27 protein-coding genes are annotated in these 26,023 nt (G+C 71.1%); 14 read left to right on the top strand and 13 right to left on the bottom strand.

Annotation, left to right across the window (positions count from 1 at the left end; all coding sequences use genetic code 11):
* Nucleotides 1–57: 57 nt before the first annotated feature.
* Nucleotides 58–822, bottom strand: a complete 765-nt coding sequence (locus IG86_RS0111245; protein WP_030026774.1) for a GntR family transcriptional regulator — start codon at nucleotides 820–822, stop codon at nucleotides 58–60.
* Nucleotides 823–1,111: 289 nt separating this feature from the next.
* Here IG86_RS0111245 and IG86_RS0111240 point away from each other — a divergent pair, with 289 nt between their 5' ends.
* The 4 genes from IG86_RS0111240 (at nucleotide 1,112) to IG86_RS0111225 (ending at nucleotide 5,936) form a co-directional block, all read left to right on the top strand.
* On the top strand, nucleotides 1,112–2,392 hold the full coding sequence (locus IG86_RS0111240; RefSeq protein ID WP_030896564.1) for an extracellular solute-binding protein: 1,281 nt from the start codon (nucleotides 1,112–1,114) through the stop codon (nucleotides 2,390–2,392).
* A gap of 127 nt (nucleotides 2,393–2,519) precedes the next feature.
* Nucleotides 2,520–3,539: a carbohydrate ABC transporter permease gene (locus tag IG86_RS0111235; RefSeq protein ID WP_030829333.1), complete on the top strand. Its 1,020-nt coding sequence runs from the start codon at nucleotides 2,520–2,522 to the stop codon at nucleotides 3,537–3,539.
* The gene (locus IG86_RS0111230) at nucleotides 3,536–4,426 is read left to right on the top strand and encodes a carbohydrate ABC transporter permease (protein ID WP_173429236.1); all 891 of its coding nucleotides are present in this window, start codon (nucleotides 3,536–3,538) and stop codon (nucleotides 4,424–4,426) included. Before IG86_RS0111235 ends, IG86_RS0111230 begins: the two co-directional genes overlap by 4 nt.
* A gap of 7 nt (nucleotides 4,427–4,433) precedes the next feature.
* Nucleotides 4,434–5,936, top strand: a complete 1,503-nt coding sequence (locus IG86_RS0111225) for a glycoside hydrolase family 3 protein (protein ID WP_030829335.1) — start codon at nucleotides 4,434–4,436, stop codon at nucleotides 5,934–5,936.
* A 117-nt stretch (nucleotides 5,937–6,053) separates the two neighbouring features.
* Here IG86_RS0111225 and nagB read toward each other — a convergent pair whose 3' ends face one another.
* Nucleotides 6,054–6,839, bottom strand: coding sequence for a glucosamine-6-phosphate deaminase (nagB, locus tag IG86_RS0111220; RefSeq protein WP_030829336.1), 786 nt, complete (start codon nucleotides 6,837–6,839; stop codon nucleotides 6,054–6,056).
* A 258-nt stretch (nucleotides 6,840–7,097) separates the two neighbouring features.
* On the opposite strand from nagB, the gene IG86_RS0111215 reads away from it, so the two are divergent.
* Entirely contained in the window at nucleotides 7,098–7,979 is an 882-nt protein-coding gene (locus IG86_RS0111215; RefSeq protein WP_037849210.1) for a leishmanolysin-related zinc metalloendopeptidase, read from the top strand.
* A 77-nt stretch (nucleotides 7,980–8,056) separates the two neighbouring features.
* Here IG86_RS0111215 and IG86_RS0111210 read toward each other — a convergent pair whose 3' ends face one another.
* Complete coding sequence (locus tag IG86_RS0111210) at nucleotides 8,057–8,818, bottom strand: SDR family oxidoreductase (RefSeq protein ID WP_030829338.1); 762 nt, start codon at nucleotides 8,816–8,818, stop codon at nucleotides 8,057–8,059.
* An 83-nt stretch (nucleotides 8,819–8,901) separates the two neighbouring features.
* Here IG86_RS0111210 and IG86_RS0111205 point away from each other — a divergent pair, with 83 nt between their 5' ends.
* Together IG86_RS0111205 and IG86_RS0111200 are read left to right on the top strand one after the other, a co-directional pair.
* Nucleotides 8,902–9,492: a TetR/AcrR family transcriptional regulator gene (locus IG86_RS0111205; RefSeq protein ID WP_030829339.1), complete on the top strand. Its 591-nt coding sequence runs from the start codon at nucleotides 8,902–8,904 to the stop codon at nucleotides 9,490–9,492.
* Nucleotides 9,493–9,848: 356 nt separating this feature from the next.
* The gene (locus IG86_RS0111200; RefSeq protein WP_030829340.1) at nucleotides 9,849–11,318 is read left to right on the top strand and encodes a sensor histidine kinase; all 1,470 of its coding nucleotides are present in this window, start codon (nucleotides 9,849–9,851) and stop codon (nucleotides 11,316–11,318) included.
* 171 nt (nucleotides 11,319–11,489) lie between these two features.
* Here IG86_RS0111200 and IG86_RS0111195 read toward each other — a convergent pair whose 3' ends face one another.
* Both IG86_RS0111195 and IG86_RS0111190 read right to left on the bottom strand, forming a co-directional pair.
* Entirely contained in the window at nucleotides 11,490–11,747 is a 258-nt protein-coding gene (locus IG86_RS0111195) for a WhiB family transcriptional regulator (protein ID WP_003953983.1), read from the bottom strand.
* A gap of 324 nt (nucleotides 11,748–12,071) precedes the next feature.
* Entirely contained in the window at nucleotides 12,072–13,037 is a 966-nt protein-coding gene (locus IG86_RS0111190; protein WP_030829342.1) for a diacylglycerol/lipid kinase family protein, read from the bottom strand.
* 84 nt (nucleotides 13,038–13,121) lie between these two features.
* Here IG86_RS0111190 and IG86_RS0111185 point away from each other — a divergent pair, with 84 nt between their 5' ends.
* Nucleotides 13,122–13,568: a hypothetical protein gene (locus IG86_RS0111185; protein ID WP_037849212.1), complete on the top strand. Its 447-nt coding sequence runs from the start codon at nucleotides 13,122–13,124 to the stop codon at nucleotides 13,566–13,568.
* Between the two features lie 24 nt (nucleotides 13,569–13,592).
* Here IG86_RS0111185 and IG86_RS0111180 read toward each other — a convergent pair whose 3' ends face one another.
* From IG86_RS0111180 to IG86_RS0111170, 3 genes are all read right to left on the bottom strand, one after another.
* The gene (locus IG86_RS0111180; protein ID WP_385872254.1) at nucleotides 13,593–14,603 is read right to left on the bottom strand and encodes an RNA polymerase sigma factor SigF; all 1,011 of its coding nucleotides are present in this window, start codon (nucleotides 14,601–14,603) and stop codon (nucleotides 13,593–13,595) included.
* A gap of 11 nt (nucleotides 14,604–14,614) precedes the next feature.
* A complete protein-coding gene (locus tag IG86_RS0111175; RefSeq protein ID WP_030012703.1) occupies nucleotides 14,615–15,028 on the bottom strand; it encodes an ATP-binding protein in 414 nt (137 codons plus the stop codon).
* Between the two features lie 205 nt (nucleotides 15,029–15,233).
* Entirely contained in the window at nucleotides 15,234–15,494 is a 261-nt protein-coding gene (locus IG86_RS0111170) for a UBP-type zinc finger domain-containing protein (RefSeq protein ID WP_030658858.1), read from the bottom strand.
* 55 nt (nucleotides 15,495–15,549) lie between these two features.
* On the opposite strand from IG86_RS0111170, the gene IG86_RS0111165 reads away from it, so the two are divergent.
* Nucleotides 15,550–17,130, top strand: coding sequence for a Na+/H+ antiporter (locus IG86_RS0111165; protein WP_030829348.1), 1,581 nt, complete (start codon nucleotides 15,550–15,552; stop codon nucleotides 17,128–17,130).
* Between the two features lie 218 nt (nucleotides 17,131–17,348).
* Here IG86_RS0111165 and IG86_RS0111160 read toward each other — a convergent pair whose 3' ends face one another.
* From IG86_RS0111160 to IG86_RS0111145, 4 genes are all read right to left on the bottom strand, one after another.
* Nucleotides 17,349–18,242: a 1-aminocyclopropane-1-carboxylate deaminase/D-cysteine desulfhydrase gene (locus IG86_RS0111160; protein ID WP_030896556.1), complete on the bottom strand. Its 894-nt coding sequence runs from the start codon at nucleotides 18,240–18,242 to the stop codon at nucleotides 17,349–17,351.
* A gap of 77 nt (nucleotides 18,243–18,319) precedes the next feature.
* Nucleotides 18,320–18,910, bottom strand: coding sequence for an N-acetylmuramoyl-L-alanine amidase (locus IG86_RS0111155; protein WP_030829354.1), 591 nt, complete (start codon nucleotides 18,908–18,910; stop codon nucleotides 18,320–18,322).
* Nucleotides 18,911–19,038: 128 nt separating this feature from the next.
* Nucleotides 19,039–20,235, bottom strand: coding sequence for a globin domain-containing protein (locus tag IG86_RS0111150; RefSeq protein WP_030896553.1), 1,197 nt, complete (start codon nucleotides 20,233–20,235; stop codon nucleotides 19,039–19,041).
* Between the two features lie 162 nt (nucleotides 20,236–20,397).
* Complete coding sequence (locus IG86_RS0111145; protein WP_030658868.1) at nucleotides 20,398–20,853, bottom strand: RrF2 family transcriptional regulator; 456 nt, start codon at nucleotides 20,851–20,853, stop codon at nucleotides 20,398–20,400.
* 234 nt (nucleotides 20,854–21,087) lie between these two features.
* Here IG86_RS0111145 and IG86_RS0111140 point away from each other — a divergent pair, with 234 nt between their 5' ends.
* From IG86_RS0111140 to IG86_RS0111120, 5 genes are all read left to right on the top strand, one after another.
* On the top strand, nucleotides 21,088–22,494 hold the full coding sequence (locus IG86_RS0111140) for a family 2B encapsulin nanocompartment shell protein (RefSeq protein WP_030896550.1): 1,407 nt from the start codon (nucleotides 21,088–21,090) through the stop codon (nucleotides 22,492–22,494).
* Complete coding sequence (locus IG86_RS0111135) at nucleotides 22,485–23,543, top strand: family 2 encapsulin nanocompartment cargo protein polyprenyl transferase (RefSeq protein ID WP_030829366.1); 1,059 nt, start codon at nucleotides 22,485–22,487, stop codon at nucleotides 23,541–23,543. The genes IG86_RS0111140 and IG86_RS0111135 overlap by 10 nt, the downstream gene beginning before the upstream one ends.
* Nucleotides 23,544–23,701: 158 nt before the next feature.
* Nucleotides 23,702–24,295, top strand: coding sequence for a GNAT family N-acetyltransferase (locus IG86_RS0111130; protein ID WP_030829369.1), 594 nt, complete (start codon nucleotides 23,702–23,704; stop codon nucleotides 24,293–24,295).
* Between the two features lie 101 nt (nucleotides 24,296–24,396).
* A complete protein-coding gene (locus IG86_RS0111125; RefSeq protein ID WP_030829372.1) occupies nucleotides 24,397–24,981 on the top strand; it encodes a dihydrofolate reductase family protein in 585 nt (194 codons plus the stop codon).
* A 37-nt stretch (nucleotides 24,982–25,018) separates the two neighbouring features.
* On the top strand, nucleotides 25,019–25,225 hold the full coding sequence (locus tag IG86_RS0111120) for a hypothetical protein (protein WP_030829375.1): 207 nt from the start codon (nucleotides 25,019–25,021) through the stop codon (nucleotides 25,223–25,225).
* Nucleotide 25,226: 1 nt separating this feature from the next.
* Here the strand turns inward: IG86_RS0111120 and snpA are convergent, their stop codons facing one another.
* Complete coding sequence (snpA, locus tag IG86_RS0111115) at nucleotides 25,227–25,895, bottom strand: snapalysin (protein ID WP_030829378.1); 669 nt, start codon at nucleotides 25,893–25,895, stop codon at nucleotides 25,227–25,229.
* Between the last annotated feature and the right edge of the window lie 128 nt (nucleotides 25,896–26,023).

Raw genomic sequence — 26,023 nt, 5'->3', positions numbered from 1 at the left:
ACCCCGTCCGCATTCCGGTCGCGGGAATCCGCTGCGCGGGGGCCGGGGGGACGTGGCTCAGACGGCGGGGCGCTTGAGCCTGGCGACGAACTTGTAGCGGTCGCCGCGGTACACCGACCGCACCCACTCCACCGGTTCGCCGTCGGCGTCCAGGGAGTGCCGGGACAGCATCAGCATCGGCAGCCCGACGTCGGTGCCGAGCAGGCCGGCCTCGCGCGGGGTGGCCAGGGAGGTCTCGATCGTCTCCTCGGCCTCCGCGAGGTGGACGTCGTACACCTCGGCGAGGGCGGTGTAGAGGGAGGTGTACTTGGCGAGCGAGCGGCGCAGCGCGGGGAAGCGCTTGGCCGAGAGGTGGGTGGTCTCGATGGCCATCGGCTCGCCGCTGGCCAGCCGCAGGCGCTCGATGCGCAGCACCCGGCCACCGGTGTTGATCTTGAGCAGTCCGGCGAGGGTGTCGTCGGCGGTCACGTACCCGATGTCCAGCAGCTGCGAGGTCGGCTCCAGGCCCTGGGCCCGCATGTCCTCCGTGTAGGAGGTCAGTTGCAGGGCCTGCGAGACCTTGGGCTTGGCGACGAAGGTGCCCTTGCCCTGGATCCGCTCCAGTCGTCCCTCCACGACCAGTTCCTGGAGGGCCTGGCGGACCGTGGTGCGCGAGGTGTCGAATTCGGCCGCGAGCGTGCGCTCCGGCGGTACCGGGGTGCCGGGCGGCAGCGTCTCGGTCATGTCGAGCAAGTGCCGCTTGAGTCGGTAGTACTTGGGTACACGCGCCGTGCGAGTGGCTGCCCCGCCGTCCGGCTCCGTGAGTGCCCCTTCGGTGGCCATCGCCGCCCGCCTTCCCGACTCCAGTTTCGCTGCCGTCACCGGCTCCTCCGATATGTGCGGTCACATGGTGACACGACTGGGGGTACAGGCCTTCTCTCTCCCCAGGTGTCGGTCCGATAACGGACCGGGCACCCGCTCATTAGACCCTTGACACCCCTAAAGGTCTAGGCCAAGCTCCAGCTACTGGTCTACACCAATATGGATCAGATCCCAGCCCCACGGCAGTACTTCGCGTATGTCACCGCGGCGGGCAAGGGAAGTGCAGGCAGGCATCCCTGAGGAGGGTGGCGTGAAGCGCAAGCTCATCGCGGCGGTCGGTGTCGCGGGCATGATGGTCGGACTCGCGGCGTGTGGCAATGGGGACGACGACAAGGCCAAGGCCGACGCGGGTCCCAAGGAGATCACCGTCTGGGTCATGGACGGCTCCGCGCCGAAGGCCTGGATCGACGAGGTCAACAAGGAGTTCTCGGCCAAGCACCCCGGTGTGACGGTCAAGGTCGAGGAGCAGAAGTGGACCGGCATCCAGGAGAAGGTCACCACGGCCCTCTCCGAGAACACCCCTCCGGACGTCCTTGAGCTCGGCAACACCCAGACCGCCGGCTACGCGGTCACCGGCGGTCTCGCCGACCTGACCAAGGAGAAGGCCCAGCTCGGCGCCGACGCCTGGCAGAAGAGCATGCTCGCCTCGGCCGAGGTCGACGGCAAGCTCTACTCCGCCCCCTGGTACGCGGCCAACCGCGTCGTCATCTACGACAAGAAGGCCTTCGCGAAGGCCGGCGTCACCCCGCCCACCACCCGCGACGAGTGGGTCGCCGGCCTGGAGAAGCTGAAGGCGGCCGACCCGGCCACCCAGCCCATCTACCTGCCCGGCCAGAGCTGGTACGTCCTCGCCGGTCTCATCTGGGACGAGGGCGGCGACCTCGCCGTCAAGGACGGCGCCAAGTGGAAGGGCGGCCTCGGCACCCCGCAGGCCGGCGCCGCGATGGAGTTCTACAAGAAGATCCAGTCCTACTCCACCGCCCCCAAGGACAAGGACGAGGCGAACCCGCAGCAGTCCACCGACATCGTCCCCAAGGGCGGCGTCGCCTCCTGGATCGGTCTCGGCTGGGAGGCCGGCGGCGCCGAGAAGGCCCTGAAGGAGGCGGGCAAGGAAGCCGACTTCGGCTACTTCCCGATCCCGGGCAAGACCGCCGACAAGACCAGCACCGTCTTCCTCGGCGGCTCGAACCTCGCCGTCGCCGAGCGCTCCAAGAACAAGGAGCTCGCCAAGGAGTGGCTGGCCCTCGCCGCCGGCAAGGACCAGATGACCAAGTACGCCGCCGAGACCAAGGGCGCGCTGCTGCCGAACCAGGCCGCCGCCAACTTCACCCCCGCCGCGGGCTCCTTCGCCGAGGCCATGGGCAAGGCCGGCGTCAACGGCAAGATCACCCCGGTCACCGCGGGCTGGGCGAACGTCGAGACCGAGCCGAACCCCATCAAGGAGTTCATGACCAAGGTCCTGAAGGGTGAGGACGCGGCCAAGGCCGGCGCGGACGCGGACGCCGAGATCGCCAAGCGCATCAACAAGTAGTCCCGCCCCGCAGTACCCGCACGACCCAGCAGTGTGAACGCACCGGGGAGTGCGGCAGGTGCCCGGACACCCGCCGCGCCCCCGGTCGCGCTTTTGACTCCACAGTCAACCGCGAGGAAGCCAAGCCATGACCGTGCACTCCCAGGGAGCGGTGACCAGCGCTCCACAGGACGCACCACCGAAGTCCGCCGGACTGCCCGAGACGCCGGCCCCAGCAACCGGCCCCGGCGCCAGGCCGCCTCGCGGGGGCGGGAAGTCGCTCCCCACCGGGTGGCTGCCCTACCTGCTGGTCGCGCCCGCGGTGCTCGCCCTCGCGACGCTCCTGCTGTACCCGCTGATCAAGAACGTGATCCTGTCCCTCCAGGACATCAACAAGGTCGAGTTCATCCAGCGCAAGTACCCCTTCGCGGGATTCGACAACTACACCGAGCTGCTCGGCGACCCGGACTTCTGGACCGTCGTCGTCCGCAGCTTCGCCTTCACCCTGGCCAACGTCGCGCTGATCATGGTGCTGGGCAGCCTCATCGGCATCCTGCTCAACAAGCTCGGCAAGAAGATGCGCCTGGTCCTCTCGATGGCGCTGGTGATGGCCTGGGCCATGCCCATCGTCGCTTCGGTACAGGTCTTCCGCTGGCTGTTCGACGAGCAGTTCGGCGTCATGAACTGGGTCATGCGCACCGCCGGCTTCTCCGGCTACGAACAGCACAACTGGATGGAGACCGGCCTCTCCACCATGGTGATCGTCACGATCCTGGTGGTCTGGGGCTCCATCCCCTTCGTCGCCCTCAACATGTACGCCGGCCTCACCACGGTCGGCGCCGAGCTGTACGAGGCCGCCCGCATGGACGGCGCCAACGGCTGGCAGACCTTCTGGAAGATCGTCTTCCCGAACCTGAAGCCCTTCTTCCTCATCACCACCTTCCTTGAGGTGATCTGGGTGTTCAAGGCCTTCACCCAGGTCTACGCGATGAACAAGGGCGGCCCGGACCGCGCTTCCGAGATCCTGCCGGTCTTCGCCTACGTCGAGGGCCAGAGCCAGGCCCACTACGGCCTCGCCGCCGCGATCTCCGTCCTGACGATCGTGATCCTCGTGATCGTCATGTCCTTCTACTTCCGCCTGATCCTGAAGCAGGAGGAGGAGCAGTGAGCACGACCACCGCCCCGAAGCCCGCGGCTCCCGAGAGGCCCGCACAGCAGCTCCGCACCCGCCGCCCGGTGCGCCCCGCAGCCGTGGCCAAGAACCTCGGTGCCCTCCTGCTGGCCCTGGTCTTCGTCTTCCCCGTGTACTGGATGTTCTCGTCGGCCCTCAAGCCGTCCGACCAGATGCTCACGAAGGACCCCGTCTTCGTCTTCACGCCGACGCTGGACAACTTCGGCAAGGCCACCGGGGTCCAGAACTTCTGGACGTACGTCACCAACAGCGTCCTGGTCACCGTCGGCGCCGTCCTGCTGGCCCTGCTCGTCGCCCTCGCCGCGAGCTTCGCCATCGCCCGGATGCGGTTCAAGGGCCGCAAGGGCCTGGTCCTCACCGTGATGATGGCCCAGATGGCCCCCTGGGAGGTCATGGTCATCGCGATGTACATGATCGCCCGCGACGGCGAGATGCTGAACAGCCTCCCGCTGCTCACCGCCATCTACTTCGTGATGATCCTCCCCTTCACCATCTGGACCCTGCGCGGCTTCATCGCCGCCGTCCCGGTGACCCTGGAGGAAGCCGCCCAGATCGACGGCTGCACCCGCGGCCAGGCCTTCCGCAAGGTGATCTTCCCGCTGCTGGCCCCCGGCCTGATGTCCACCTCGCTCTTCGGCTTCATCACGGCCTGGAACGAGTTCGCCATGGTCCTGATCCTCAACAAGGACAAGACCGCGCAGACCCTGCCCCTGTGGCTGACCGAGTTCATGTCCGCCTTCGGCAACGACTGGGGCGCCACCATGGCCGCCTCCTCGCTCTTCGCGGTCCCGGTCCTGCTGATCTTCATCTTCCTCCAGCGCAAGGCAGTCGGCGGCATGACCGCCGGCGCCGTGAAGGGATGACGCCCACATGACCGTCCTTGCGCACCGCGCCACCGCCTCCGACGAGGTCACGCGCGACGCCCTCGCCGTCCTCCAGCCCGGCTTCGAGGGCACCACCGCCCCCGCATGGCTGCTCCGCAGGATCGGCGAAGGCCTCACCTCCGTCGGCCTGTTCGGCCGCAACATCGCCTCGCCCGGGCAACTCGCCGCGCTGACCGCGCAGCTGCGCGCCGAACGCGACGACGTCCTCGTCGCCATCGACGAGGAGGGCGGCGACGTCACCCGCCTGGAGGTCCGGGGCGGTTCGTCCTTCCCCGGCAACCTGGCCCTCGGCGCCGTCGACGACACCCGCCTGACCCGGGACGTCGCCCACGAGCTGGGCCGCCGCCTCGCCGAGTGCGGGGTCAACCTCAACTGGGCCCCCTCCGCCGACGTCAACTCCAACCCGGACAACCCGGTCATCGGCGTACGCTCCTTCGGCGCCGACACCCACCTCGCCGCCCGGCACACCGCCGCCTACGTCGAGGGGCTCCAGGCGGCCGGCGTCGCCGCGTGCACCAAGCACTTCCCCGGCCACGGCGACACCAACGTCGACTCCCACCACGCCCTGCCGCGCATCGACGTCGACCTCGACACCCTCGCCGCACGGGAACTCGTACCGTTCAAGGCCGCCATCGAGGCCGGGACGAAGGCCGTGATGAGCGCGCACATCCTGGTGCCCGCCCTCGACCCGACCCGCCCGGCCACGCTCAGCCCGCAGATCCTGACCGGGCTGCTGCGCAAGGAACTCGGCTACGAGGGCCTCATCGTCACCGACGGCATGGAGATGCACGCCATCGCCGGGACCTACGGGATCGAGCGCGGCTCGGTCCTGGCCATCGCGGCGGGCGCCGACGCCATCTGCGTCGGCGGCGGACTCGCCGACGAGGACACCGTCCTGCGGCTGCGCGACGCCCTGGTCGCGGCCGTAAGGGAGGGCACGCTGCCCCAGGAGCGCCTCGCCGACGCGGCCGCCCGGGTCCGCGCGCTGGCCGCGTGGACCCAGGGGGCCCGGCCCGACGCGCGGCCGGAGGGGAGCCGCGCGTCCGGCATCGGCCTGACCGCCGCCCGCCGGGCCCTCCTCGTCACCGGTACGGCGGGCCCGCTGACCGGCCCGTACGTCGCGACCCTGACCCCGGTCGCGAACATCGCCGTCGGCGACGAGACCCCCTGGGGCCCGGCCGCCGAGTTGGCCGCGCTGCTGCCGGACACCGCCTCGGACCTCTACCCGCAGGGCGCCACCGCCGCGGAGATCCTGGCGGCGGCGGGGGAGCGGACCGTCGTCGCGGTGGTCCGCGACGCGCACCGCCACCCGTGGATGGCCGAGGTGCTGGACACCCTGGTCGAGGCCCGGCCGGACACGGTGGTGGTCGAGATGGGGCTGCCGCGCGCCGAGCCGCGAGGAGCCCTGCACATCGCCACGCACGGTGCCGCGCGCGTCTGCGGACGCGCCGCCGCCGAGGTCGTCGCGGGGGCCGTCACGGCCGTGTGACGCGCCGCGGAACCGGAGCCGGGCACCTGTCACAGGGGTGGTGCCCGGCTCCGCCGCGTATGCGCCGAGGGCCGGGCTCCCCCGCGGGGGTGCCCGGCCCTCGGCGCGTTGCGGGGTCTACAGCCCCTGCCAGGACGGCTTGTTGGCGTAGGCGTGGCGGAAGTAGTCGGCCAGCTTGAGCTTCGAGGCGGCGGCCTCGTCCACGACGACGGTGGCGTGCCGGTGCAGTTGCAGCGCGGACGCCGGTACCAGAGCCGACAGCGGCCCCTCGACGGTCTGCGCGACGGCCTCGGCCTTGCCCTCGCCGGTGGCCAGCAGCACCAGGTGGCGGGCGTCGAGGATGGTGCCGATGCCCTGGGTGATGACGTGGTGCGGCACCTGCTCCAGGTCGTCGTCGAAGAAGCGCGCGTTGTCCACGCGGGTCTGCTCCGTCAGCGTCTTGATGCGGGTGCGCGAGGCCAGGGAGGAGCAGGGCTCGTTGAAGCCGATGTGCCCGTCGGTGCCGATGCCCAGCAGCTGCAGGTCGACGCCGCCGGCCTCGGCGAGGGCACGGTCGTAGGCCTCGCACGCGGCGACGACGTCCTCGGCCGAACCGTCGGGGCCCATGAAGGAGGCCTCGGTCAGTCCCAGGGGCTCGACGACCTCGCGCAGCACGACGGCGCGGTAGGACTCGGGGTGCCCGGCCGGCAGGCCGACGTACTCGTCGAGCTGGCATATCCGGGCCGCGGAGGCGTCGACCTCACCCGCCCCGACCTTGCGCGCGAGCGCCTCGTAGACGGGCAGCGGGGTAGAGCCGGTCGCCACGCCGAGCAGGGCGTCGGGCTTGCGGCGTACCAGGGCGGCCATGGCCTCCGCGATGAGCTCGCCGCCTGCCTTGGCGTCCGGGACGATGACAACTTCCACGCGGGGCCTGCCGATCTGGAGAGGTGGTGTGGTATAGACCAATCTAGCAGAGGGAGCCGGGTGCGGCGGGGGTCTCGACGCTTTCCATGGTGATCCCGATCCAGGCGTCCGGCCTCCCGGGGGTCACCCGTGAGGCCGATGCGGTGCACGGTGCTACAGCCGGTCTGACCTGCGATTGGTTGCCCTGTCTACAACTCCTTTGTCGCATAAGGTGGCTTTGGTAGGTAAATCGTGCTATGTGCGATTGGAGTGGTGGTCATGGCCAGGAATCCGACCTACACCTTCGAGAGTTACAGAGCCGTGGCGAGCGCCACGCGCGCCGCCGATCTCGCGGAGACCTCCTCCCCGTTCCAGATCGAGGTCCGCTTCATCGCAGGGCTGTCGAACAGCCAGAAGGACGTCTTCGCCGAGGCGGCCGAGCGCTGGGCACGGGTCATCGTCGGTGACCTGGAGACCGCGATCATCCGCGACTTCAGCGGCGAGGTGGTCGTCGACGACATCCTGATCGACGCCGAAGGGGTCTTCCTCGACGGCGTCTTCGGCGTCCTCGGCGAGGCCGGGCCGCGCATCTTCCGGCCGCAGACGGCGCTCGCCGGGGCGGGTCTCCCGGCGAAGGCCGTCATGCGGTTCGACAAGGCCGACCTCGGCCAGATGGAAGACGACGGCTCGCTGCTCGACGTCATCACCCACGAGATGGGTCACTGCCTGGGGATCGGCGCATTCGTCTGGAGCGCCTTCGGCCTGCTGAAGGACTGGCCCCCGGTCCTCGCTCCCGGCAACCCCACCTTCGTCGGCCCGGGCGCCATGGCCGAGTTCGGCATTCTCCGCGGTGCGGGGCAGCCCCTCCCGGTCCCGGTCGCGAACGTCGGCGACACCGGCAGCGCGGGCAGTCACTGGCGAGAGACGGTCTTCGGCAACGAGCTGATGTCGCCGACCATCGCCGCGGCCGGCAACCCGCTGAGCCGACTGACGGCGGCGAGCCTCGGGGACATCGGCTACGAGGTCGACCTCGACGGTGCGGAGCCCTACGAGCTGCCCGACCTCATGGGGATCGCGGCGGCGGGCGAAGGGCCGCCCGAGCCCCCGCGGGGCGTCGTGCTCCCGACCGTCCCCAGCTCCATCCCCTCCGAACGGCCGTAGCGCCGTCCGGCCCAGGGTGTGTCCATCGGATCTTGCCGGGCCCGCGCTGCTCGGCCGACAAGATCCGAAAGACCCCCCTAGATCAGTGCCAACTGCAGGCCGCCCGTGGCGTCCAGGTGCTGGCCCGTGACCCAGCGGGAATCCGCCGAGGCCAGGAAGGCCACCACGTCCGCCACCTCCTCCGCCGTGCCCACCCGGTGGAAGACCGAGCGGGCGGCCAGGTGGGCCCGGGTCCCGGGGTCCCCGAGCAGGGCCGCGTTCAGGTCCGTCTCGGTGATCCCCGGCCCGACCGAGTTCACGGTGATCCCGCGCGGCGCCAGTTCGGCGGCCAGCGAGCGCGTCATGGCGTTCGCCGCGCCCTTCGCCATGACCGTCGCGAGGATCGCCGGCAGCGCGAGGTCCGGGGTGCCGGTCACGTTCACGATCCGGCCCCCGTCCCGCAACCGCGCCAGCCCGTGCTGGATCACGAAGAACGGCGCCTTGGCGTTCAGCGCGTGCGCCCGGTCGTACGCCTCCTCGTCGGTGTCCGCGATCCCCGCGAAGGTCGCCGCCCCCGCGTTGTTGACGAGGATGTCCACCGCCTCCGTGTGCGCGGGATGGGCCCCGTACGCCTCCCAGAGGGCCTGCGCGTCCCCCGGGACCCCCAGCTCGGCCCGGATGGCGAAGGCCCGCCCGCCGGCCGCCCCGATCGCCGCGACGGTCTCCTCTGCCGCCGCCGCGTTGCGGCCGTAGTGCACCGCCACCAGTGCCCCGTCCCGTGCCAGCCGCTCCGCCACGGCCCGGCCGATGCCCCGGCTGCCGCCCGTGACCAGTGCCGTCTTTCCTTCGAGCACGCCCATGACGCGCCCCCCTCCGCATTCGCTAGTGGTCGCTACAGAAAGGACCGTATCAGATTCACTAGCGCCCGCTATAGAATGAGCGGATGGTGACCGGACAGCGCGGCAGACCCCGCTCCTTCGACCGCGACGCCGCCCTGGACAAGGCGATGACGGCCTTCTGGGAACGCGGCTACGAGGCGACCTCGATCTCCGACCTGACGACCTCGATCGGCATCAGCGCGCCCAGCCTCTACGCGGCCTTCGGCGACAAGCGCAAGCTCTTCGACGAGGTCGTCGTGGTGTACGGGAGCCGGTACGGCGACTTCGCCGGCGTGGCGCTCGCCGAGGAGCCCACCGCCCGCGCCGCCGTCGGGCGCATCCTGCGCGAGGCGGCCGAGGTCTACACCGACCCGGCCCACCCGCCGGGCTGCATGGTGATCAGCGCGGCGATCAACACCACCTCGGAGGAGGTGGCCCAGGCACTGCGCGAGCGCCGCAACACCAACCTGGAGCTCTTCGAGAGCCGGATCCGCGCCGACATCGCCACCGGCGAGCTGCCCGCGGACACGGACGCGCGGGCGCTGGCCCGCTACGCCGGGGCCGTGCTCCAGGGGATGTCCCAGCAGTCGCGCGACGGGGCCACCCGGGAAGAGCTGGAGGCGGTGGCGGAGCGGGCCCTGCTGGCCTGGCCGTGAAAGGCCCCGAAAATTCCTCTGGGCCACGGTGCAGGACGGGACCCTCAACCCGTCCGGCACCGTAGCCCGGAGTACTTACGGCCGTCAGGTGTGCGGTTCCCGGCGGCCGGTGAGAGGTGCCTGCGCGGTCAGGGCAGAGCGCGCGACTACCTCGATCCGTCCTCCTGTGCGGGGAGGGCGGAGACTCTAAGTCAATTCTGGACTAGACCATTCTGTTCTGTCCATCCAATGACGGTAGCTGGAAACCCGTCACTTCCTCCAACACTACGCGGCCCGCGCCCCTCCTGGATACTCCTGAGTACCGTCGTGGGGAAAGTCATCGTGCGTACCCGGGGTACGCTCGCAACGTGCCCTCCATGAACGACCTCGTACGCCAGCACACCGCTCTCGGAGAAACCGACCTGGAGTGGCTCCACCTGCTGGTCTCGGAGTGGCAGCTGCTCTCCGACCTCTCCTTCGCCGACCTCGTGCTGTGGGTGCCCACCCTCGACGGCACCCGGTACGTCTCGGTCGCCCAGATGCGCCCCAACACCGGCCCCACCTCGTACCAGGACGACATGGTCGGCCACCTGGTGCCGCGCGGCCGCCGCCCGCTGCTGGACGCCGCGCTCGACGAGGGCCGCATCGTGCGCGAGGGTGACCCCGAGTGGCGCGAGGAGGTGCCCGTCCGCGTCGAGTCGATCCCCGTCCGCCGCGAGGGCCGTGTACTGGGAGTGATCGCCCGCAACACCAACCTGCTCACTGTGCGTACACCCAGCCGACTGGAGCTGACCTACCTCCAGTCCGCCTCGGACCTCGCACAGATGATCGCGGCGGGCTCCTTCCCCTTCCCCGGCCAGCAGGTCGACATGGACGCCTCCCCGCGCGTCGGGGACGGCCTGATCCGGCTCGACGCCGACGGCGTGGTCACCTACGCCTCCCCCAACGCGCTCTCCGCCTACCACCGCCTCGGCCTCGCCTCCGACCTGGTCGGCCAGGAACTCGGCGCCACCACCGCCGAACTCGCGCCCTCCCGCGGCCCCGTCGACGAGGCACTGGTCAAGCTCGCCAGCGGCTGGGCCCCCCGGGAGACCGAAGTCGAGGGCAACGGCGGCGTCATCCAGCTGCGCGCCATCCCGCTCAAGCCGAAGGGCACCCGGATCGGCTCCCTGGTGCTCTGCCGCGACGTCACGGAACTGCGCCGTCGCGAACGGGAACTGATCACCAAGGACGCGACCATCCGGGAGATCCACCACCGGGTGAAGAACAACCTCCAGACCGTGGCCGCGCTGTTGCGGCTGCAGGCCCGCCGAATGGACTCTCCCCAGGGCCGCGAGGCGCTGAACGAGGCGGTGCGCCGCGTCGGCTCGATCGCGATCGTGCACGAGACGCTGTCTCAGAACCTCGACGAGCGGGTCGAGTTCGACGAGATCGCCGACCGCGTCATCGCGATGGTCTCGGAGATCTCGCCGGGCAAGGTCGACTGCAGGCGCACCGGCCGCTTCGGGATCCTCGACGCGGAGGTCGCCACCCCGCTGTCGATGGTGCTGACCGAAATCCTGCAGAACGCCCTGGAGCACGCCTTCCCCCAGGGGGAGCGCGGCACCGTGGAGGTGGCCGCGCTGCGCAGCGGGACCGGCCGCAAGGACGGCCGGCTGCTGATCACCGTGCTGGACGACGGCGACGGCCTGCCCGAGGGCTTCGACCCCCAGCGGGCCGGCAACCTCGGACTGCAGATCGTCCGGACCCTCGTGGAGGGCGAGCTCGGCGGCACCTTCGACATGGTCCGGGCCGAGCCGCGCGGCACCAAGGTCGTCCTCGACCTGCCGTCCAGCCCGCAGAAGTAGCAGCCGTACGGTGACTCAGCGTCAGCAGCGGCCCGTGGGTCGTGCGCACGCAGCGTAGTCACGGCACAGCACTGAGCCCCGGACCGAATGCTTCGGTCCGGGGCTCAAGAGCACGTTGCTGAGCGCTTTTCGGTTACTGCGCGCTGCGCGTCGAGGCTCGAAAGTCGTTTGTCAGGCGCTGGCGTTGCGCGCCCGGTTGCGAGCGGCGCGGCGCTTCATGGCGCGGCGCTCGTCCTCGCTGAGACCGCCCCAGACGCCGGAGTCCTGACCGGACTCGAGCGCCCACTGCAGGCACTGCTCCATGACGGGGCAGCGGCGGCAGACGGCCTTGGCTTCCTCGATCTGCAGCAGCGCAGGACCGGTGTTGCCGATGGGGAAGAAGAGTTCCGGGTCTTCCTCGCGGCAAACGGCGTTGTGACGCCAGTCCATGGCTGCTCCATCTCCTTGTATTGCGGGCACTTTGCTTGTGAATGTGAACGCTTTCACGAATCCCCCCGTGAGGGAAGGGCGACCGCCCGGTTTCACGCGGGTGATCAGTCAGAGATTCGTGGAGGGGTTCTGGCGGTCTGTGTGGGTGCCGGGTCTTGCGGGCTGTCCCGATCGCCATGAAGAGATTCGCAAACCTCGGACGGGGATACAACCCCTTCCGGAAAGTTTTTTTTGATTCGTCGGTGTCTACTAGGTCACAGCCCTACATCGTGAGGGTGGACCGGCGTGTAAACGTTCGAGTGAAAGGCTCGCGGGCTCTTCTACTCACACAATCACACGCAGTGCACGGCGTACGCCTGTGAACCGAACGCTGGTGCGCAGTCCGAGGTGATCACCGTCCATCTGGAACGGGAGGGGAACCTTCGAATGCAAGGTGAAGTCGGTCAGATCGTGCAGAGACACCGCATGCTTGCCGTGCGGACCCCGCTCAGGAGTGGAGGTCAGGAGCTGTGTCGCGTAGCGGGCGACGGCCGGAGTTGACAAACGGTTGAGTGCCAATACGTCAAGCGCAGTATCGAACGACGCCTCCGGAGAGGCGTAAAGCGGACGATTCCCCAGATACGTCCACGGTGAGGTGTTGCACACTATCGACAGCACCAGGTCCGTCACCGGGTCCGCTCCGGGGCGCTCCAGCGTCACCGTCCCGTGCCGCCGATTGGGCTCTTCCCAGAACTGGCGCATCAGCTGTCGTACATACAGGGCGTGCGTCGAACGCTTGCCCCGCTCGCGCTGCTGCTCGACCCGCCCCACGACACCCGCGTCGAAACCGAAGCCCGCGCAGAAGGTGAACCAGCGCGCCGGAACCGACTCGTCCTCCGTACCCGGAGTCCCCGCCGCAAGGCCCAGGCCGACCGTCCGCTCGCGCTCCTCGCGCAGCGCGTCCAGGAGCGCGCCCGTCGCCTCGACGGCGTCGTTCGGCAGCCCCAGGGCGCGGGCGAACACATTGGTGGAGCCGCCGGGGACCACCGCCAGCCGGGGGAGCCGGTCCGGGTCGGGTCCGTTGTGCAGGAGCCCGTTCACCACTTCGTTGACCGTGCCGTCGCCGCCCAGGGCGACCACCAGGTCCAGCCCCTCGTGCGCGGCCTTGCGTCCCAGGTCCCGGGCGTGTCCGCGGTACTCGGTCGTGACCGCCTCCAGCTTCATTTCGCTGGCCAGGGCATGGATCAGGACGTCGCGCGTGCGCGCACTGGTGGTCGTCGCTGCTGGGTTGGCCACGAGAAGTGCACGCATGAGCGCCAGACTACCCACCCCTTCACGAGCGGACCCTACTGCCCGTCCCCTCCGGCATCCGGAGGGCGCCGCTACCCTGCATGGGTGAGTAAGAAGCAGCCCGCGAACGCCCCCGCCCCCACCGCCGAAGCGCCCACCGCGCTGCCCCGCCGGCTGACCGCCGCGGCCGCGCTCACCGCCCTGGAGGGCCTGGCGCTCGCCGGCCTCGGCGTCTACATGCTGTTCGTCGGCATCGCCGGTGACCCCGACTCCCCGCAGCAGGCCGAGACGGGCGGCATCACCCTGCTCGCGCTCGCCGCGCTGCCGTTGATCGCCGCCCGCGGACTGCGCCTGGGCCGCCGCTGGAGCCGCGGCCCGGCGCTGATCACCCAGCTGATGGCGCTGCCGGTGGCCTGGACGCTCTACACCACCGGTGGTGCCATGACCGTCGCCGCCGCGGCCCTCGCCGTGGCCGCGGTGGCCGTCGCCGCACTCCTCGTCAACCCGACGGCGACCGAGGCCCTCGGCATCGGAGGGCCTTCGTCCTCCTGATCCCGGCTCATCCCCCGAGGCCGCTCACTCCTCGACGAGGAGCTTCTCGCGGAGCTGGGCCAGGGTGCGGGCCAGCAGACGGGAGACGTGCATCTGGGAGATGCCGACCTCTTGCGCGATCTGCGACTGCGTCATGTTGCCGAAGAAGCGAAGCAGCAGGATCCGCTTCTCCCGCGGCGGCAGTCCCTCCAGCAGGGGCTTGAGGGACTCGCGGTACTCGACGCCCTCCAGGGCCTCGTCCTCCGCGCCCAGGGTGTCCGCGACCGCCGGCGACTCGTCGTCGGTGTCCGGGACGTCCAGGGAAAGGGTGCTGTAGGCATTGGCCGATTCCAGCCCCTCCAGCACCTCCTCCTCGGAGATGCCCAGCCGCTCGGCCAGCTCGTGCACCGTCGGGGAGCGGCCGTGCTGCTGGGACAGCTCGGCCGTGGCGGTCGTCAGCGAGAGCCGCAGCTCCTGCAGGCGCCGGGGCACCCGCACCGCCCAGCCCTTGTCACGGAAGTGGCGCTTGATCTCGCCGACCACCGTGGGCGTGGCGTACGTGGAGAACTCGACCCCGCGGTCCGGGTCGAACCGGTCCACCGACTTGATCAGGCCGATCGTCGCCACCTGGGTCAGGTCGTCCAGCGGCTCACCCCGGTTGCGGAAGCGCCGCGCCAGGTGTTCGACCAGGGGCAGGTGCATCCGTACCAGCCGGTTGCGCAGCTCCGCCTTCTCCACCGAGCCGTCGGGCAGCGCCCGCAGCTCGACGAACAGGGCCCGCGCGCTGCTGCGGTCGCGCGGATCGGGCAGCGCCGCAGGCGCCGGAGACACCGGGAACCCCGCCACCGGGGCCGGCGCAGCGGCCTCCGGTGGCTGTGCCGGCTGTGATTGGTCGTGCTGGTTCTCGCTCATAGGGCCCGCCCGTCGCTCCGCCGAGTCCAAAAAGCCGTCTTCCGCATCCGCGTCAGCCGGGTGCGGCCGGGCGTGCTGCTGCTCCGGGATGCCGCCGTCGACCTCGTGCCGTACCCGGGGCCGATCCCCGCCCCGCACCGGGATCTCCCCGCCGCTCACGCCGGGCCTGGCCCCGCGCCGCGTTGTTTGTAAAGGCTGATGCTCACCGTCCGGTTCTCCTCGACCGTGGCCTCGACCTTGCCGGCCAGCGCCGACAGGACCGTCCACGCGAACGTGTCACGCTCCGGCGCGCGGCCGTCCGTGGTCGGTGCCGAGACGGTCACCTCCAGCGAATCGTCGATCAGCCGGAAGACGCAGCTGAGGACGGAGCCCGGCACGGCCTGCTGGAGCAGGATCGCGCAGGCCTCGTCCACCGCGATGCGGAGGTCCTCGATCTCGTCGAGGGTGAAGTCCAAACGTGCCGCGAGGCCGGCCGTGGCCGTCCGCAGCACCGACAGGTAGGCACCCGCAGCGGGCAGCCGGACTTCCACGAAGTCCTGAGTCCCGGGCTCGCCTGCGATCTGGGACACCCTCACCTCCAAGGTGGTACGAGCTCTTTTCGCCGGTGACGCTACCGCGATCCGGACGATCGTGTCGCGGCACCCCTCATGACGCCCGCTCCGAGCACCCTGCCCTGCGTCCAGTGACTGATGGTAAGCCCATGGGTACGCACAGTGGCTAGAGGTCTGCGGGGATCAAATCAGGGGAACCGGCGGAGGGTTGAACTACCCCGCCTCACACGATCGAACCGTCCACGAAACACCATCGCCAGGTCTCGCCCGGCTCGTAGCTGCGCATGACCGGATGGCCGCTCTCGTGGTGGTGCGCCGTGGCGTGCCGGAAGGGCGAGGAATCGCAGCACGCCACGTGCCCGCAGCCCAGGCACATCCGCAGCTGCACCGGGTGACTGCCGAGCTCCAGACATTCGGCGCAGGTCTGTGCAGACGGGACCGGTTCGGGGCGCGGCAGTTCGGCAACGTGGGTGCACTCGCTCATGATGGCCAGCGTACGGCCAGGGTGCGGGCGATCGACGAAGGAGGACGGATCTTCGATGGACGTATTGCAGCTGGTGGCGCTGGTCGCGGGCAGCGCGGCCGTGGCGGGGCTCGCGCGGCGCACACCGGTGCCCGCGCCGCTCCTGCTCGTCGCCGCCGGGCTGGCGGCCTCGTACGTCCCCGGCGTGCCCGCCTACACCCTCGACCCGCACATCGTGCTGCCGCTGCTGCTCCCGCCGTTGCTGTACACGGCCGCCGTGGACAGCTCGTACCTGGACCTGCGCGCCAACGTCAGGCCGATCGCGATGCTGTCGGTCGGCTACGTGCTCTTCGCGACGGTCGCCGTCGGGTACGCGGCGTACCTGGTGGTGCCCGGGCTGTCGCTGCCGGTGGCACTGGTGCTGGGCGCGGTGATCGCGCCGCCCGACGCGGTCGCCGCCACGGCGATCGCCCGCAAGCTGCGGCTGCCGAACCGGCTGACGACCATCCTGCAGGGCGAGTCGCTGGTCAACGACGCCACCGCGATCACCGCGTACAAGGTGGCGCTGGCGGCGGCGGTCGGGGTGAGCGCCGGCTGGGCGGGCGGCATCGCGGAGTTCCTGCTGGCCTCGGTGGGCGGCATCGGCGTCGGCCTGCTGCTGATGGTGCCGATCCACCAGCTGCGCAAGCGGATGCGGGAGCCCCTGCTGCAGAACACCCTCTCGCTGCTGATCCCCTTCGTGGCGTACGCGGCGGCCGAGCGGGTGCACGCGTCCGGCGTACTGGCCGTGGTCGTCGTCGCGCTGTACCTCGGGCACCGCAACTGGCAGGTCGACTTCGCCACCCGGCTCCAGGAGGAGGCGGTGTGGAAGATGGTCGCCTTCATCCTGGAGTCGGTCGTCTTCGCGCTGATCGGCCTTCAGCTGCCGGTGGTCCTCACGGGGCTGGGGGAGTACGAGGGCGCCGCCGCGGCCGGGTACGCCGTCGCGGTGTTCGTCGTGGTGGTGGTGGCCCGCTTCGTGTGGGTGTTCCCGGCGACGTTCGTACCGCGCTGGATGTCGCCCCGGATCCGGACGCGCGAGCCGGAGACCGACTGGAAGTCCCCGGTGATCGTGGGCTGGGCCGGGATGCGGGGCGTCGTCTCGCTGGCGATCGCCTTCTCCGTACCGATCTCGGTGCCGCACCGGAACCTGATCCTCTTCCTGACCTTCACGACGGTCATCGGCACGCTGGTGGTGCAGGGGCTGACGCTGCCGCCGCTGATCAGGGTGCTGAAGCTGCCGCCGAAGGACGTGCAGGCCGAGACGCTGGCGGAGGCGCAGGCGCAGAGCGAGGCCTCGCGGGCGGCGGAGGAACGGCTGGCGGAGCTGCTGGAGGAACCGGAGAACGCCACGCTGCCGCCGCCGCTGGCGGACCGGCTGCGGACGGTGCTGGAACGTCGGCGCAACGCGGTGTGGGAACGGCTGGGCGAGGTCAATCCGCTGACGGGGGAGTCCGCGGACGACATCTACCGGCGGCTCGCGGGGGAGATGATCGAGGCGGAGCGGGAGGTCTTCGTCGCGCTGCGGGACGGGCGGCGGATCGACGACGAGATGCTGCGGGCGCTGCTGCGCAGGCTGGACCTGGAGGAGGCGGCGGCGTACCGGGAGGCGACGTGACCCTGCCCCTGCGGGGGGCTCGGCGGTGTGGACGGGGCCGGTGTCTGGCGGGGGCGAGCCGGGGCCGGGGCCGGCGCGGGGGTGACGTCCGGGACTCATGATTCATGGCGCCCTGACCGGATCCACCTGTACGGCCTGCCGAGGCGCCAACACATCACGCTCTACGTCCCGGACATCACCCCCACCCGTCCCCGACCCCGGCGCGGGGGCGGCCCGGTCTAGGGGCGGCCGGTGATGATCGCGGTGACGGTCGTGCCCGCCGGGAAGGCGCCGGTGGTGGTCAGGGTGGTCAGGGCCCAGAGCAGTTTGGCCACGTAGATGCGTTCCACCGGGAAGCCGTGGCGGGCGGCGAAGTCGGCGGCGAAGGACTCCAGGGCCGCCGGGACGCGGGCGTAGCCGCCGTGGTGGAAGTCCTCCGCCAGGGACCAGTCGCCGACGGGGCCGCCGTACGCCTCGGTCTGGAGGGAACGTATCTCCGCCGGCAGGAAGCCGCCGGCCAGGACGGGGACGCCCAGTGCCCGCTGCCCGGGCGCGAGGCCCGCGGCCAGGCCCGCCAGGGTGCCGCCGGTGCCGCAGGCCACCGCCGCCACGTCGGTGACGCCGTGGAGCTCGCGGCCCAGCTCCGCGCAGCCCGCCAGGGCGAGGGCGTTGCTGCCGCCCTCGGGGACGACGTACCCGTCGCCCGCGCCCGCCTCGTCCAGCAGCGCGGCGAGCGCCTGCGGATCGGCCTTGGCCCGGTAGCGGGACCGGGAGACGAAGTGCAGCCGCATGCCGTCGGCCGCGCACCGGGCGAGGGAGTCGTTCAGGGGCCGGCCGGCCAGCTCGTCGCCCCGCACGATGCCGACCGTCCCGATACCCAGCAGCCGCCCGGCGGCCGCGGTGGCCCGCAGATGGTTCGAGTACGCCCCGCCGAAGGTGACGAGCCGGTCGTGCCCCGACTCCAGGGCCGCCCGCAGGTTGGGCGCGAGCTTGCGCCACTTGTTGCCGGGCAGCTCGTGATGCACGAGGTCGTCCCGCTTGAGCAGCAGCCGCACACCGTGCGCGGCGAACCGCTCGTCCACCGCCTCGACGAGCGGAGACGGCGGCCGAGCCTGCAGTTCGGGGTGGTCCACCCGTCCATTGTGGGGTGGCCGTCCCGGCTCCCCGCGACCCGGCACCGGGGGCTTCCTTCCGGTGCCGGGTCACAGGGCTACTTCAGGCGTTCCGCGATGCGGTCGCGGAGGGAGTCCATCGTGAAGCCGCGGGGGTCGACCTTCCCCGGCTGCCATTCGCGGTGGCCGATGACCGAGCGGGCCGTCCAGCGGTGGACCCGGCACAGGGCCGCCGCCGCGCGGGCGATGGCGTCGATCTGGGCCGGGGGCCACGGGTCCTCGCCGTCGCCGAGGTTGACGCACTCGAAGCCGTAGAAGTGGCGGTTGCCGTCGGTGGTCGCCTCGTTGTCCGGCGGGAGCCGCCGTTCCGCGATCACCGCCGCCAGGACGTCGGGGTCGCCGAGGCCGGCGTGGTTGGCGCGGCCGTAGCCGACCAGGTGGACGCGGCCGTCCTTCGCGATCACGCCGTGGCAGAGCGGTCCCGGGAGGGCGCTGTGGCCGTCGCGGCAGAGCTCGACGCTGTATGCGGTGCCGCGCGTGACGGTGTGGTGGATCATCACCCCGTGCACCGGCCCCCAGGGCCCCTTGTGGTTGCGGTTGTGGGTGCGCCAGGCGCCGACCTCGACGACGGTCACGCCTTCGTTCCTCAGTGCGTTGATGAACCGGTCCGCGGACATGGGTGCGGCCATGGCCGCCTCCTTCGTTGCGGTGCGGGCCGGGCACCCTGTGTGTCCGACCCATCACGCTCCGGTTTAGTGGAGGCAGGCCTTCCGCGGCTAGTGTTTTCGTACGGTGAGCGAGCCGATCCGGACAGGGCTCAAGCGGAAGCGAGCCACAGGTCGGGGCCGAACACCTCGTAGTGGATGTCGCTCGCCGGCACGCCCTTGGCGATCAGCTGCTCGCGCACGGACCGCATGAAGGGCAGCGGTCCGCACAGGTAGGCGGTGGTGCCGGGGGCCACGGGGACGTCGGTCAGGTCCATGAGGCCCGTGCCGTCGCCCGGCTCCGCCTCCTCCTCGTACCAGAAGCGGGCCGAGGCGTCGGCGAGCTTGTGGGTGAAGGCCCGGTGGTCGGCCCGCAGCGGGTGGTCCGCGGGGGAGCGGTCGGCGTGCAGCACCGTCACCGGGGCGGCGTACCCGGTCTCGGCCAGGTGCTCCAGCATCGAGAGCATCGGGGTGCAGCCGATGCCCGCCGAGGCGAGCAGGACCGGGGCCCCGGAGTCCTGGAGGACCAGGTCTCCGTACGGGGCGGAGACCCGCAGTGCGTGGCCGGGCCGGACGTGGGCGTGCAGGTGGTTGGAGACCTCGCCGTCGGGGCCCGCCGCGGACGGGCCGTGGACCCGCTTCACGGTGATCGCGCGGACCGCGGAGCCGGGTGCGCAGGAGAGGCTGTACTGGCGGATCTGGCGGGCTCCGTCGGGGAGTTCGACCTGGACCGAGACGTACTGGCCGGGCAGGTGCGCGGGCGCGGGGGCGCCGTCCGCGGGGGTGATGCGGAAGGTGGCGCAGTCGGCGGTCTCCTCCGACCGGCCGGTGACGGTCCACTCGCGCCACACGTCGCCGGCGGCGATCCGGTGTCCGGCGTAGAGGCGCTCCTCGATGGCGACGAGGGCGTTCGCCATCAGCCAGTAGACCTCGTCCCAGGCCCGGGCGACCTCGGGCGTGGCGGCCTCGCCGAGGATCTCGGCGATCGCCGCGAAGAGGTGCCGGTGGACGACCGTGTACTGCTCGCGGGTGACGCCGAGGCTGGCGTGCTTGTGCGCGATGCGGCTGAGCATCACGTCGGGGCGGGTGTCCGGGTGCTCGACGAGGTGGGTGGCGAAGGCGGCGATGGAGCCGGCGAGCGCCTGCTTCTGCAGGCCCGCGTTCTGGTTGCCCCGGTTGAAGAGGTCACGGAGCAGCTCCGGGTGGGCCGCGAAGAGCTTCGCGTAGAAGAGCTCCGTTATGTCGCCGATGGCCGCTCCGACGGCGGGCAGGGTGGCTCGGACGGTCGCGGTCGACTGCTCGGACAGCATGTGGAACTCCTCGCGTGGTGGAACTGGTCCATTAATTGGCATCTTAAATGCGTATTTTTGATCGCAGAGGCCCGCCGCAATGCGGACTTCTGTTCGAACTCCCGTCGGGGTGAGGCTATGGGGCCCGACGGGCAGTGGTAACCGGCCATTCGGCCCGGATGGTCAGGGACCTTCGGCCCTCGTGGGCGCCCGGCTCGAAATCCCCAGGAGGAGCGGGCCGGTCGGGGCCGCCACCAGGTCGTTCACCGTCAGCGGGTCCAGTGCGGCGAAGAACGCCTCCTGGGCGCGGCGCAGCGCGCCGCGCAGCACGCACGCCCCGCGCAGCGGGCAGGGCGTGGTGCCGTCGCAGTCCACGACGTCGCCGGCGCCCTCCAGCTCGCGCACCACCGCGCCCACCGAGGCGGCGCGCCCGGCTGCGGTCAGGGTGAGCCCTCCGCCGCGGCCGCGCCGCGCCTCGACCAGTCCGAGGTGCTGCAGCCTGGCGACCACCTTGGCCGTGTGGGTGTACGGGACCTCCATCGTCGCCGCCACGTCGCGCGTGGTCGGCAGGTCCGTCTCCTCGACGGCCAGGCGCATCAGGGTGCGCAGGGCCAGGTCGGTGAATCGCGTCAGCCGCATGGGGTCACCGTAGAAAACTCGCATCCGCGATACAAATTATGGCCGGCCGCGATCACTGCTTGGCCGAAAGCAGTGGGTCGTGCGGGTCTGTCGCAGCCCGCGGGCGGGGAGTTCGATCCGAGAGAGTGCCCCGTCCCGGTCGGAGTAGTCCCACCCTTTTGTGTAATGGTCCCACCACGTTGCGTGCTGAAAGGCTGCCTCCGCAGACCCATGGAGTGATCGAAAGGGAAAGACATGTCGGTCCAGGCAGGTTCCGAGTCCGAGGCCCAGACACCGCAGCGCAGTCTGGGGACGGCGGCCGCACGGAACTTGGCAACCACGACCAAGTCCGCGCCGCAGATGCAGGAGATCACTTCGCGGTGGCTGCTGAAGATGCTGCCGTGGGTGTCGGTGCAGGGCGGCACCTACCGGGTCAACCGGCGGCTGAGCTACTCGGTCGGCAACGGCATCGTGGAGTTCATCAAGACCGGGACCCAGGTGCAGGTGATCCCGGCCGAGCTCGGCGAACTCCCGCTGCTGCGCGACTACGAGGACCTCGACGTCCTCGGCGAACTCGCCCAGCGGTGCCGGCAGATCGACTTCGAGGCCGGCCAGGAGCTGACCTCCTTCGGCAGCCCCTCCGACGAGGTCTTCCTCCTCGCGCACGGCCGCATCGACCAGATCGGCCCCGGCCCCTACGGGGACGACGCCGTCCTGCGGACCGTCGCCGACGGCGCCTACTTCGGCGAGGACTCGCTCGTCGATGAAGAATCGATTTGGGAGTACACCGCCCGCGCCGCCACGCCCGGCACCGCGCTCGCCCTCTCCCGCCAGGACTTCCAGCTGCTGGCCGACCGGGTCCCCTCGCTGCGCGAGCACCTCGACCGCGTACGCTCCATGCCCGCCCAGCGCACCAACAAGTACGGCGAGGCGGAGATCGACCTCTCGGCCGGCCACCAGGGGGAGGCCGTCCTGCCCGGCACCTTCGTCGACTACGAGGCCCGCCCGCGCGAGTACGAGCTCTCCATCGCCCAGACGGTGCTGCGGGTGCACACGCGCGTCGCCGACCTCTACAACCAGCCGATGAACCAGACCGAGCAGCAGCTGCGGCTCACGGTCGAGGCGCTGCGCGAGCGCCAGGAGCACGAGATGCTCAACAACCGCGACTTCGGCCTGCTCCACAACACCGACTACGACCAGCGCATCCAGCCGCACGACGGCGGCCCCAGCCCCGACGACATGGACCAGCTGCTCAGCATGCGGCGCGGCTCCAAGCTCTTCCTGGCGCACCCCAAGGCCATCGCCGCCTTCGGCCGCGAGTGCAACAAGCGCGGCATCCACCCGGGGACGGTGGACGTCGACGGCACGCGGGTGACCACCTGGCGCGGGGTGCCGATCTTCCCGAGCAACAAGATCCCGATCAGCGACGCCCGCACCACCTCCATCCTGTGCATGCGCACCGGCGAGGACGAGCAGGGCGTGATCGGCCTGCACCAGCCGGGCATCCCGGACGAGATCGAGCCGAGCCTGTCGGTCCGCTTCATGGGGATCAGCGAGCAGGCGATCATCTCGTACCTGGTCACCGCGTACTTCTCCGCCGCGGTGCTGGTGCCCGACGCGATCGGCGTATTGGAGAACGTCGAGATCGGCCGCTGGCGCTGAGCGAGGTGAACACCATCGCGACCGGCGAGGGCCAGGAGGCCGCGGCCCTGCTGGAACGTACGAGAGAAACGGTCAACCCCGAACTGCGCCGCACCGTCGAGAGCCTGCCCGGTGGGATGCGGCGCGTGGCGATGTACCACTTCGGCTGGGAACACGCGGACGGCACCCCCGCCGAGGGCAGCCCCGGCAAGGCCATCCGCCCGGCCCTGGTGCTGGCCGCGGCCCGGGCCCTGCAGGGCCCGGGCGGCGGCCCGGTCGACCACGCCGTACCGGCCGCCGTCGCCGTGGAGCTGGCGCACAACTTCACCCTGCTCCACGACGACGTGATCGACAAGGACGTCCGCCGGCGCGGCCGGGCCACCGCGTGGACCGTCTTCGGCACACCCGACGCGATCATCACGGGCGACGCCATGATGGCGCTCGCGCTGCGACTGCTCGCGGAGGACCCGCACCCCGCCGCCGCGGCGGCCTCGTCCCGGCTCTCGGCCTGCACCATCGAGCTGTGCGCGGGCCAGCAGGCCGACTGCGCCTTCGAGCAGCGCCCGGACGTGTCGCTCGACGAGTGCCTGACCATGGCGACGGCCAAGACGGGGGCGCTGCTGGGCTGCGCGTGCGCGATGGGCGCGCTGTACGCGGGGGCCGGACCGGACGAGGTCGACGCCATGGACGCCTTCGGCCGGGAGGCGGGCCTGGCCTTCCAGCTGATCGACGACCTGATCGGCATCTGGGGGGACCCCGGGCACACCGGCAAGTCCGCCGGGGCCGATCTGATCGCCCGCAAGAAGTCCCTGCCGGTCGTGGCCGCCCTCACCTCGGGCACCGGGGCGGGCGCGGAGCTGGCCGACCTGTACGCGGGTCCCATGACCGGGGACGACGTACTCAGGGCGGCCGACGCGGTGGACCGGGCCGGCGGCCGCGACTGGGCGCAGGCCCACGCCGCGGACCGGATGGGCCGGGCGGTCCAGCAGCTGTCCCGGGCCGTTCCGGACCTCGGGGCGGCGGGCGGGCTGCTGGCGCTGGCGGAGTTCGTGACGCGCCGTACGAGGTGAGCGCCCGGCGTCAGGGCGCCACGGCGCCCCGGGCGCTGCGTCGCTGCGGGGGGAGGCCCGTTCCGGCACCGCACGGTGCCGGAACGGGCCTTACCGCATCGAGGCGCCAACTCTAGGATCGCTGACGGTTGTTGATCGTTGAGCGAAAGGTGTGACCAGTGGCGCTGGAGATACGTCAGGCTGATCAGTCGGACCGGGACGCGGTGGCGCGGCTGCTCGACGAGGCCTTCCGCACCGACCCGGTGAGCAGCTGGGTCTTCCCGGACCCGGAGCACCGGGCCGCCGTGCACGGAAGGTTCCTGGGCGTCTTCGTGGACGTCGCGCTGGCGGAGGGCCGGATCGACTACGCCGTGGACGGCTCGGCGGCGGCGCTGTGGCTGCGGATCCCCGCGGGCGAACCGGAGGGCGAGGACGAGGTCCCGGCGAGGATGCGGGCCGTGGCCGACCCGGACAACGAGCGGTGCGAGCTGGTCGGGCGGCTGACGGGCGCGGTGCACCCGACCTCGGAGGAGCACGAGTACCTGCTGATGATCGCGGTCGCCCCGGGCCGGCAGGGGGAGGGGCTGGGCACCGAGCTGATGCGGCCGGTGCTGGAGCGCTGCGACCGCGAGGGCGTGCCGGCGTACCTGGAGGCGAGCAGCGAGCGCAGCAAGGGCCTGTACGAGCGGCTCGGCTGGGAGTTCACCGGAGAGGCGGTGCGGCTGCCGGACGGCCCGCTGATGTGGCCGATGTGGCGGGGGCCCAGGGGCTGAGCTCCCCGCCGGAAGGTACGGGGCTTGCGTGACCACTTCACCTGAAGTACTTTACTCGACGTGCCCCGGTGCGGTGGCACTGTCCGACGGAAGAGAATCGCTTGCGCAAGCTCACGTACTTCATCGCCACCACCGTCGACGGGTTCATCGGTGCCCCGGACGGCGACGGCGATTTCTTCTACGCCCAGGTGGACCAGGAGTTCACGGAGTACCTCAAGGCCGAGTACCCGGAGACCATCGCCGCCCTCGGCCGCGAGCACCTCGGCATCGCCGACCTCCCGCCGAAGCGCTTCGACGCGGTTCTCATGGGGCGGCGCACCTACGAGCCGGGCCTCAAGGCCGGCATGACCAGCCCCTACGGCCACCTGCCCGAGCAGTACGTCGTCTCGCGCTCCCTCGCCACCGCGCCCGACCCGCAGGTCCAGCTGATCAACGGGGACCTGGCGGCCCGGGTCCGGGAGCTCAAGGCCCGCGACGGCCTCGGCATCTGGCTCTGCGGCGGCGCCGACCTCGCCACGCAGCTGATCGACGAGATCGACGAGTTCGTCGTCAAGACCTACCCGGTCTTCGCGGGCACCGGCATGCCGATGTCCCGGGCCGGCTTCGGCGTGCGCCCCCTGGAGCTGACCGGGGTCACGACCCTCGGCGGAGGCCAGATCGTCAGCACCTACGTCCGCACGCGCTGACCCGACGAACGTGCGAAAACCGGCCTACCGTGGAGGTATGGCCGGTGAACAGCAGCACGCGCACGAGAGGCTGGCCCCGCAGGCCGGGCACGAGCAGCAGACGTGCCCGGCGTGCGGGCTCGGCGTCGACACGGTGGTCAGGCGGCGCAAGTCCCTCGGGGTCTTCATCCCGGTGTGGAGCCGGGGTCCCTGCCGGAACCCCGACTGCACGGACTACGCGGACGCGGAGCGCGAAGAGCGGTGACTCAGCCGGTGGGCGCGAGCTCCTTCGCGCCCAGGCCGGAGGCGAAGCCGTTGGCCCAGAGCTGGTTCACGCGCGCCCGCTCGGCGGAGTTCGGGTTGGCGTTCGTGCACGAGGTGCCCGGGCCGCCGCCCGACATCAGCTCGCTGCACGGGCCCGAGTAGTGGTCCGGCAGACCCAGCACGTGGCCGGTCTCGTGCGCGGTCACGCGGGTGGAGTTGTACTGCTGGTTCTGCCGGTAGTCGAGGAAGATGTAGCCCCGGCCGTGCCCGTCGGTGCTCGCGTACGAGCCGCGCGAGTCGTTGCCCTCGCGGTACGAGAAGTTCCCGCCGGAGGACACCTCCTGCAGCTTCACGTTGCTCACCGAGCTGTTCCAGATGCGGGTGGAGTTGGCTATCTGGGTGCGGAAGCTCGGCGCGCTGCGGGTGTTGTACGTGACGGTGACGGCGAGGGCGCCCGGGTTCGCGGCACGCTGCTCGGCGACCGAGCGCTGCACGGCCTCGAAGAAGGCGCGGTTGGCGGCCTCGTTCTCCGGCGAACGCTCGTACGCCGCGAAGCTCGCGACATTGCCGACGGGGGCGGGAGCGGCGGCGGCGGTGGGGACGGCGCCGAGGGTGGCGGCGAGACCGATGCCGACGGCGGTCGCCAGCAGGGCCTTACGGGAGTGGCGCATGTGGGGGAGCTCCTACTCATCCGGTGCGGTGGGGGGTGGGTCTTTCGGTACCGGAGTCTGCGGGAGCGGAACTGGCCTGCGGATGATGTCACTGCCCGATAGCGCCGGCCTATCGGGAAGATTTCGAC

This window comes from Streptomyces virginiae, assembly GCF_000720455.1.
GTDB lineage: Bacteria > Actinomycetota > Actinomycetes > Streptomycetales > Streptomycetaceae > Streptomyces > Streptomyces virginiae.
Note: the sequence above shows the minus strand (reverse complement) of the source record. Positions and strands in the feature narration are given on the sequence as shown.

Bases quoted from the DNA above. Each gene is read 5' to 3' on its own strand.
- IG86_RS0111245 (WP_030026774.1), bottom strand. From the start codon at position 822: ATGGCCACCGAAGGGGCACTCACGGAGCCGGACGGCGGGGCAGCCACT.
- IG86_RS0111235 (WP_030829333.1), top strand. From the start codon at position 2,520: ATGACCGTGCACTCCCAGGGAGCGGTGACCAGCGCTCCACAGGACGCA.
- IG86_RS0111225 (WP_030829335.1), top strand. From the start codon at position 4,434: ATGACCGTCCTTGCGCACCGCGCCACCGCCTCCGACGAGGTCACGCGC.
- IG86_RS0111215 (WP_037849210.1), top strand. From the start codon at position 7,098: ATGGCCAGGAATCCGACCTACACCTTCGAGAGTTACAGAGCCGTGGCG.
- IG86_RS0111210 (WP_030829338.1), bottom strand. From the start codon at position 8,818: ATGGGCGTGCTCGAAGGAAAGACGGCACTGGTCACGGGCGGCAGCCGG.
- IG86_RS0111205 (WP_030829339.1), top strand. From the start codon at position 8,902: ATGGTGACCGGACAGCGCGGCAGACCCCGCTCCTTCGACCGCGACGCC.
- IG86_RS0111200 (WP_030829340.1), top strand. From the start codon at position 9,849: ATGAACGACCTCGTACGCCAGCACACCGCTCTCGGAGAAACCGACCTG.
- IG86_RS0111195 (WP_003953983.1), bottom strand. From the start codon at position 11,747: ATGGACTGGCGTCACAACGCCGTTTGCCGCGAGGAAGACCCGGAACTC.
- IG86_RS0111190 (WP_030829342.1), bottom strand. From the start codon at position 13,037: ATGCGTGCACTTCTCGTGGCCAACCCAGCAGCGACGACCACCAGTGCG.
- IG86_RS0111170 (WP_030658858.1), bottom strand. From the start codon at position 15,494: ATGAGCGAGTGCACCCACGTTGCCGAACTGCCGCGCCCCGAACCGGTC.
- IG86_RS0111165 (WP_030829348.1), top strand. From the start codon at position 15,550: ATGGACGTATTGCAGCTGGTGGCGCTGGTCGCGGGCAGCGCGGCCGTG.
- IG86_RS0111155 (WP_030829354.1), bottom strand. From the start codon at position 18,910: ATGGCCGCACCCATGTCCGCGGACCGGTTCATCAACGCACTGAGGAAC.
- IG86_RS0111150 (WP_030896553.1), bottom strand. From the start codon at position 20,235: ATGCTGTCCGAGCAGTCGACCGCGACCGTCCGAGCCACCCTGCCCGCC.
- IG86_RS0111145 (WP_030658868.1), bottom strand. From the start codon at position 20,853: ATGCGGCTGACGCGATTCACCGACCTGGCCCTGCGCACCCTGATGCGC.
- IG86_RS0111140 (WP_030896550.1), top strand. From the start codon at position 21,088: ATGTCGGTCCAGGCAGGTTCCGAGTCCGAGGCCCAGACACCGCAGCGC.
- IG86_RS0111120 (WP_030829375.1), top strand. From the start codon at position 25,019: ATGGCCGGTGAACAGCAGCACGCGCACGAGAGGCTGGCCCCGCAGGCC.
- snpA (WP_030829378.1), bottom strand. From the start codon at position 25,895: ATGCGCCACTCCCGTAAGGCCCTGCTGGCGACCGCCGTCGGCATCGGT.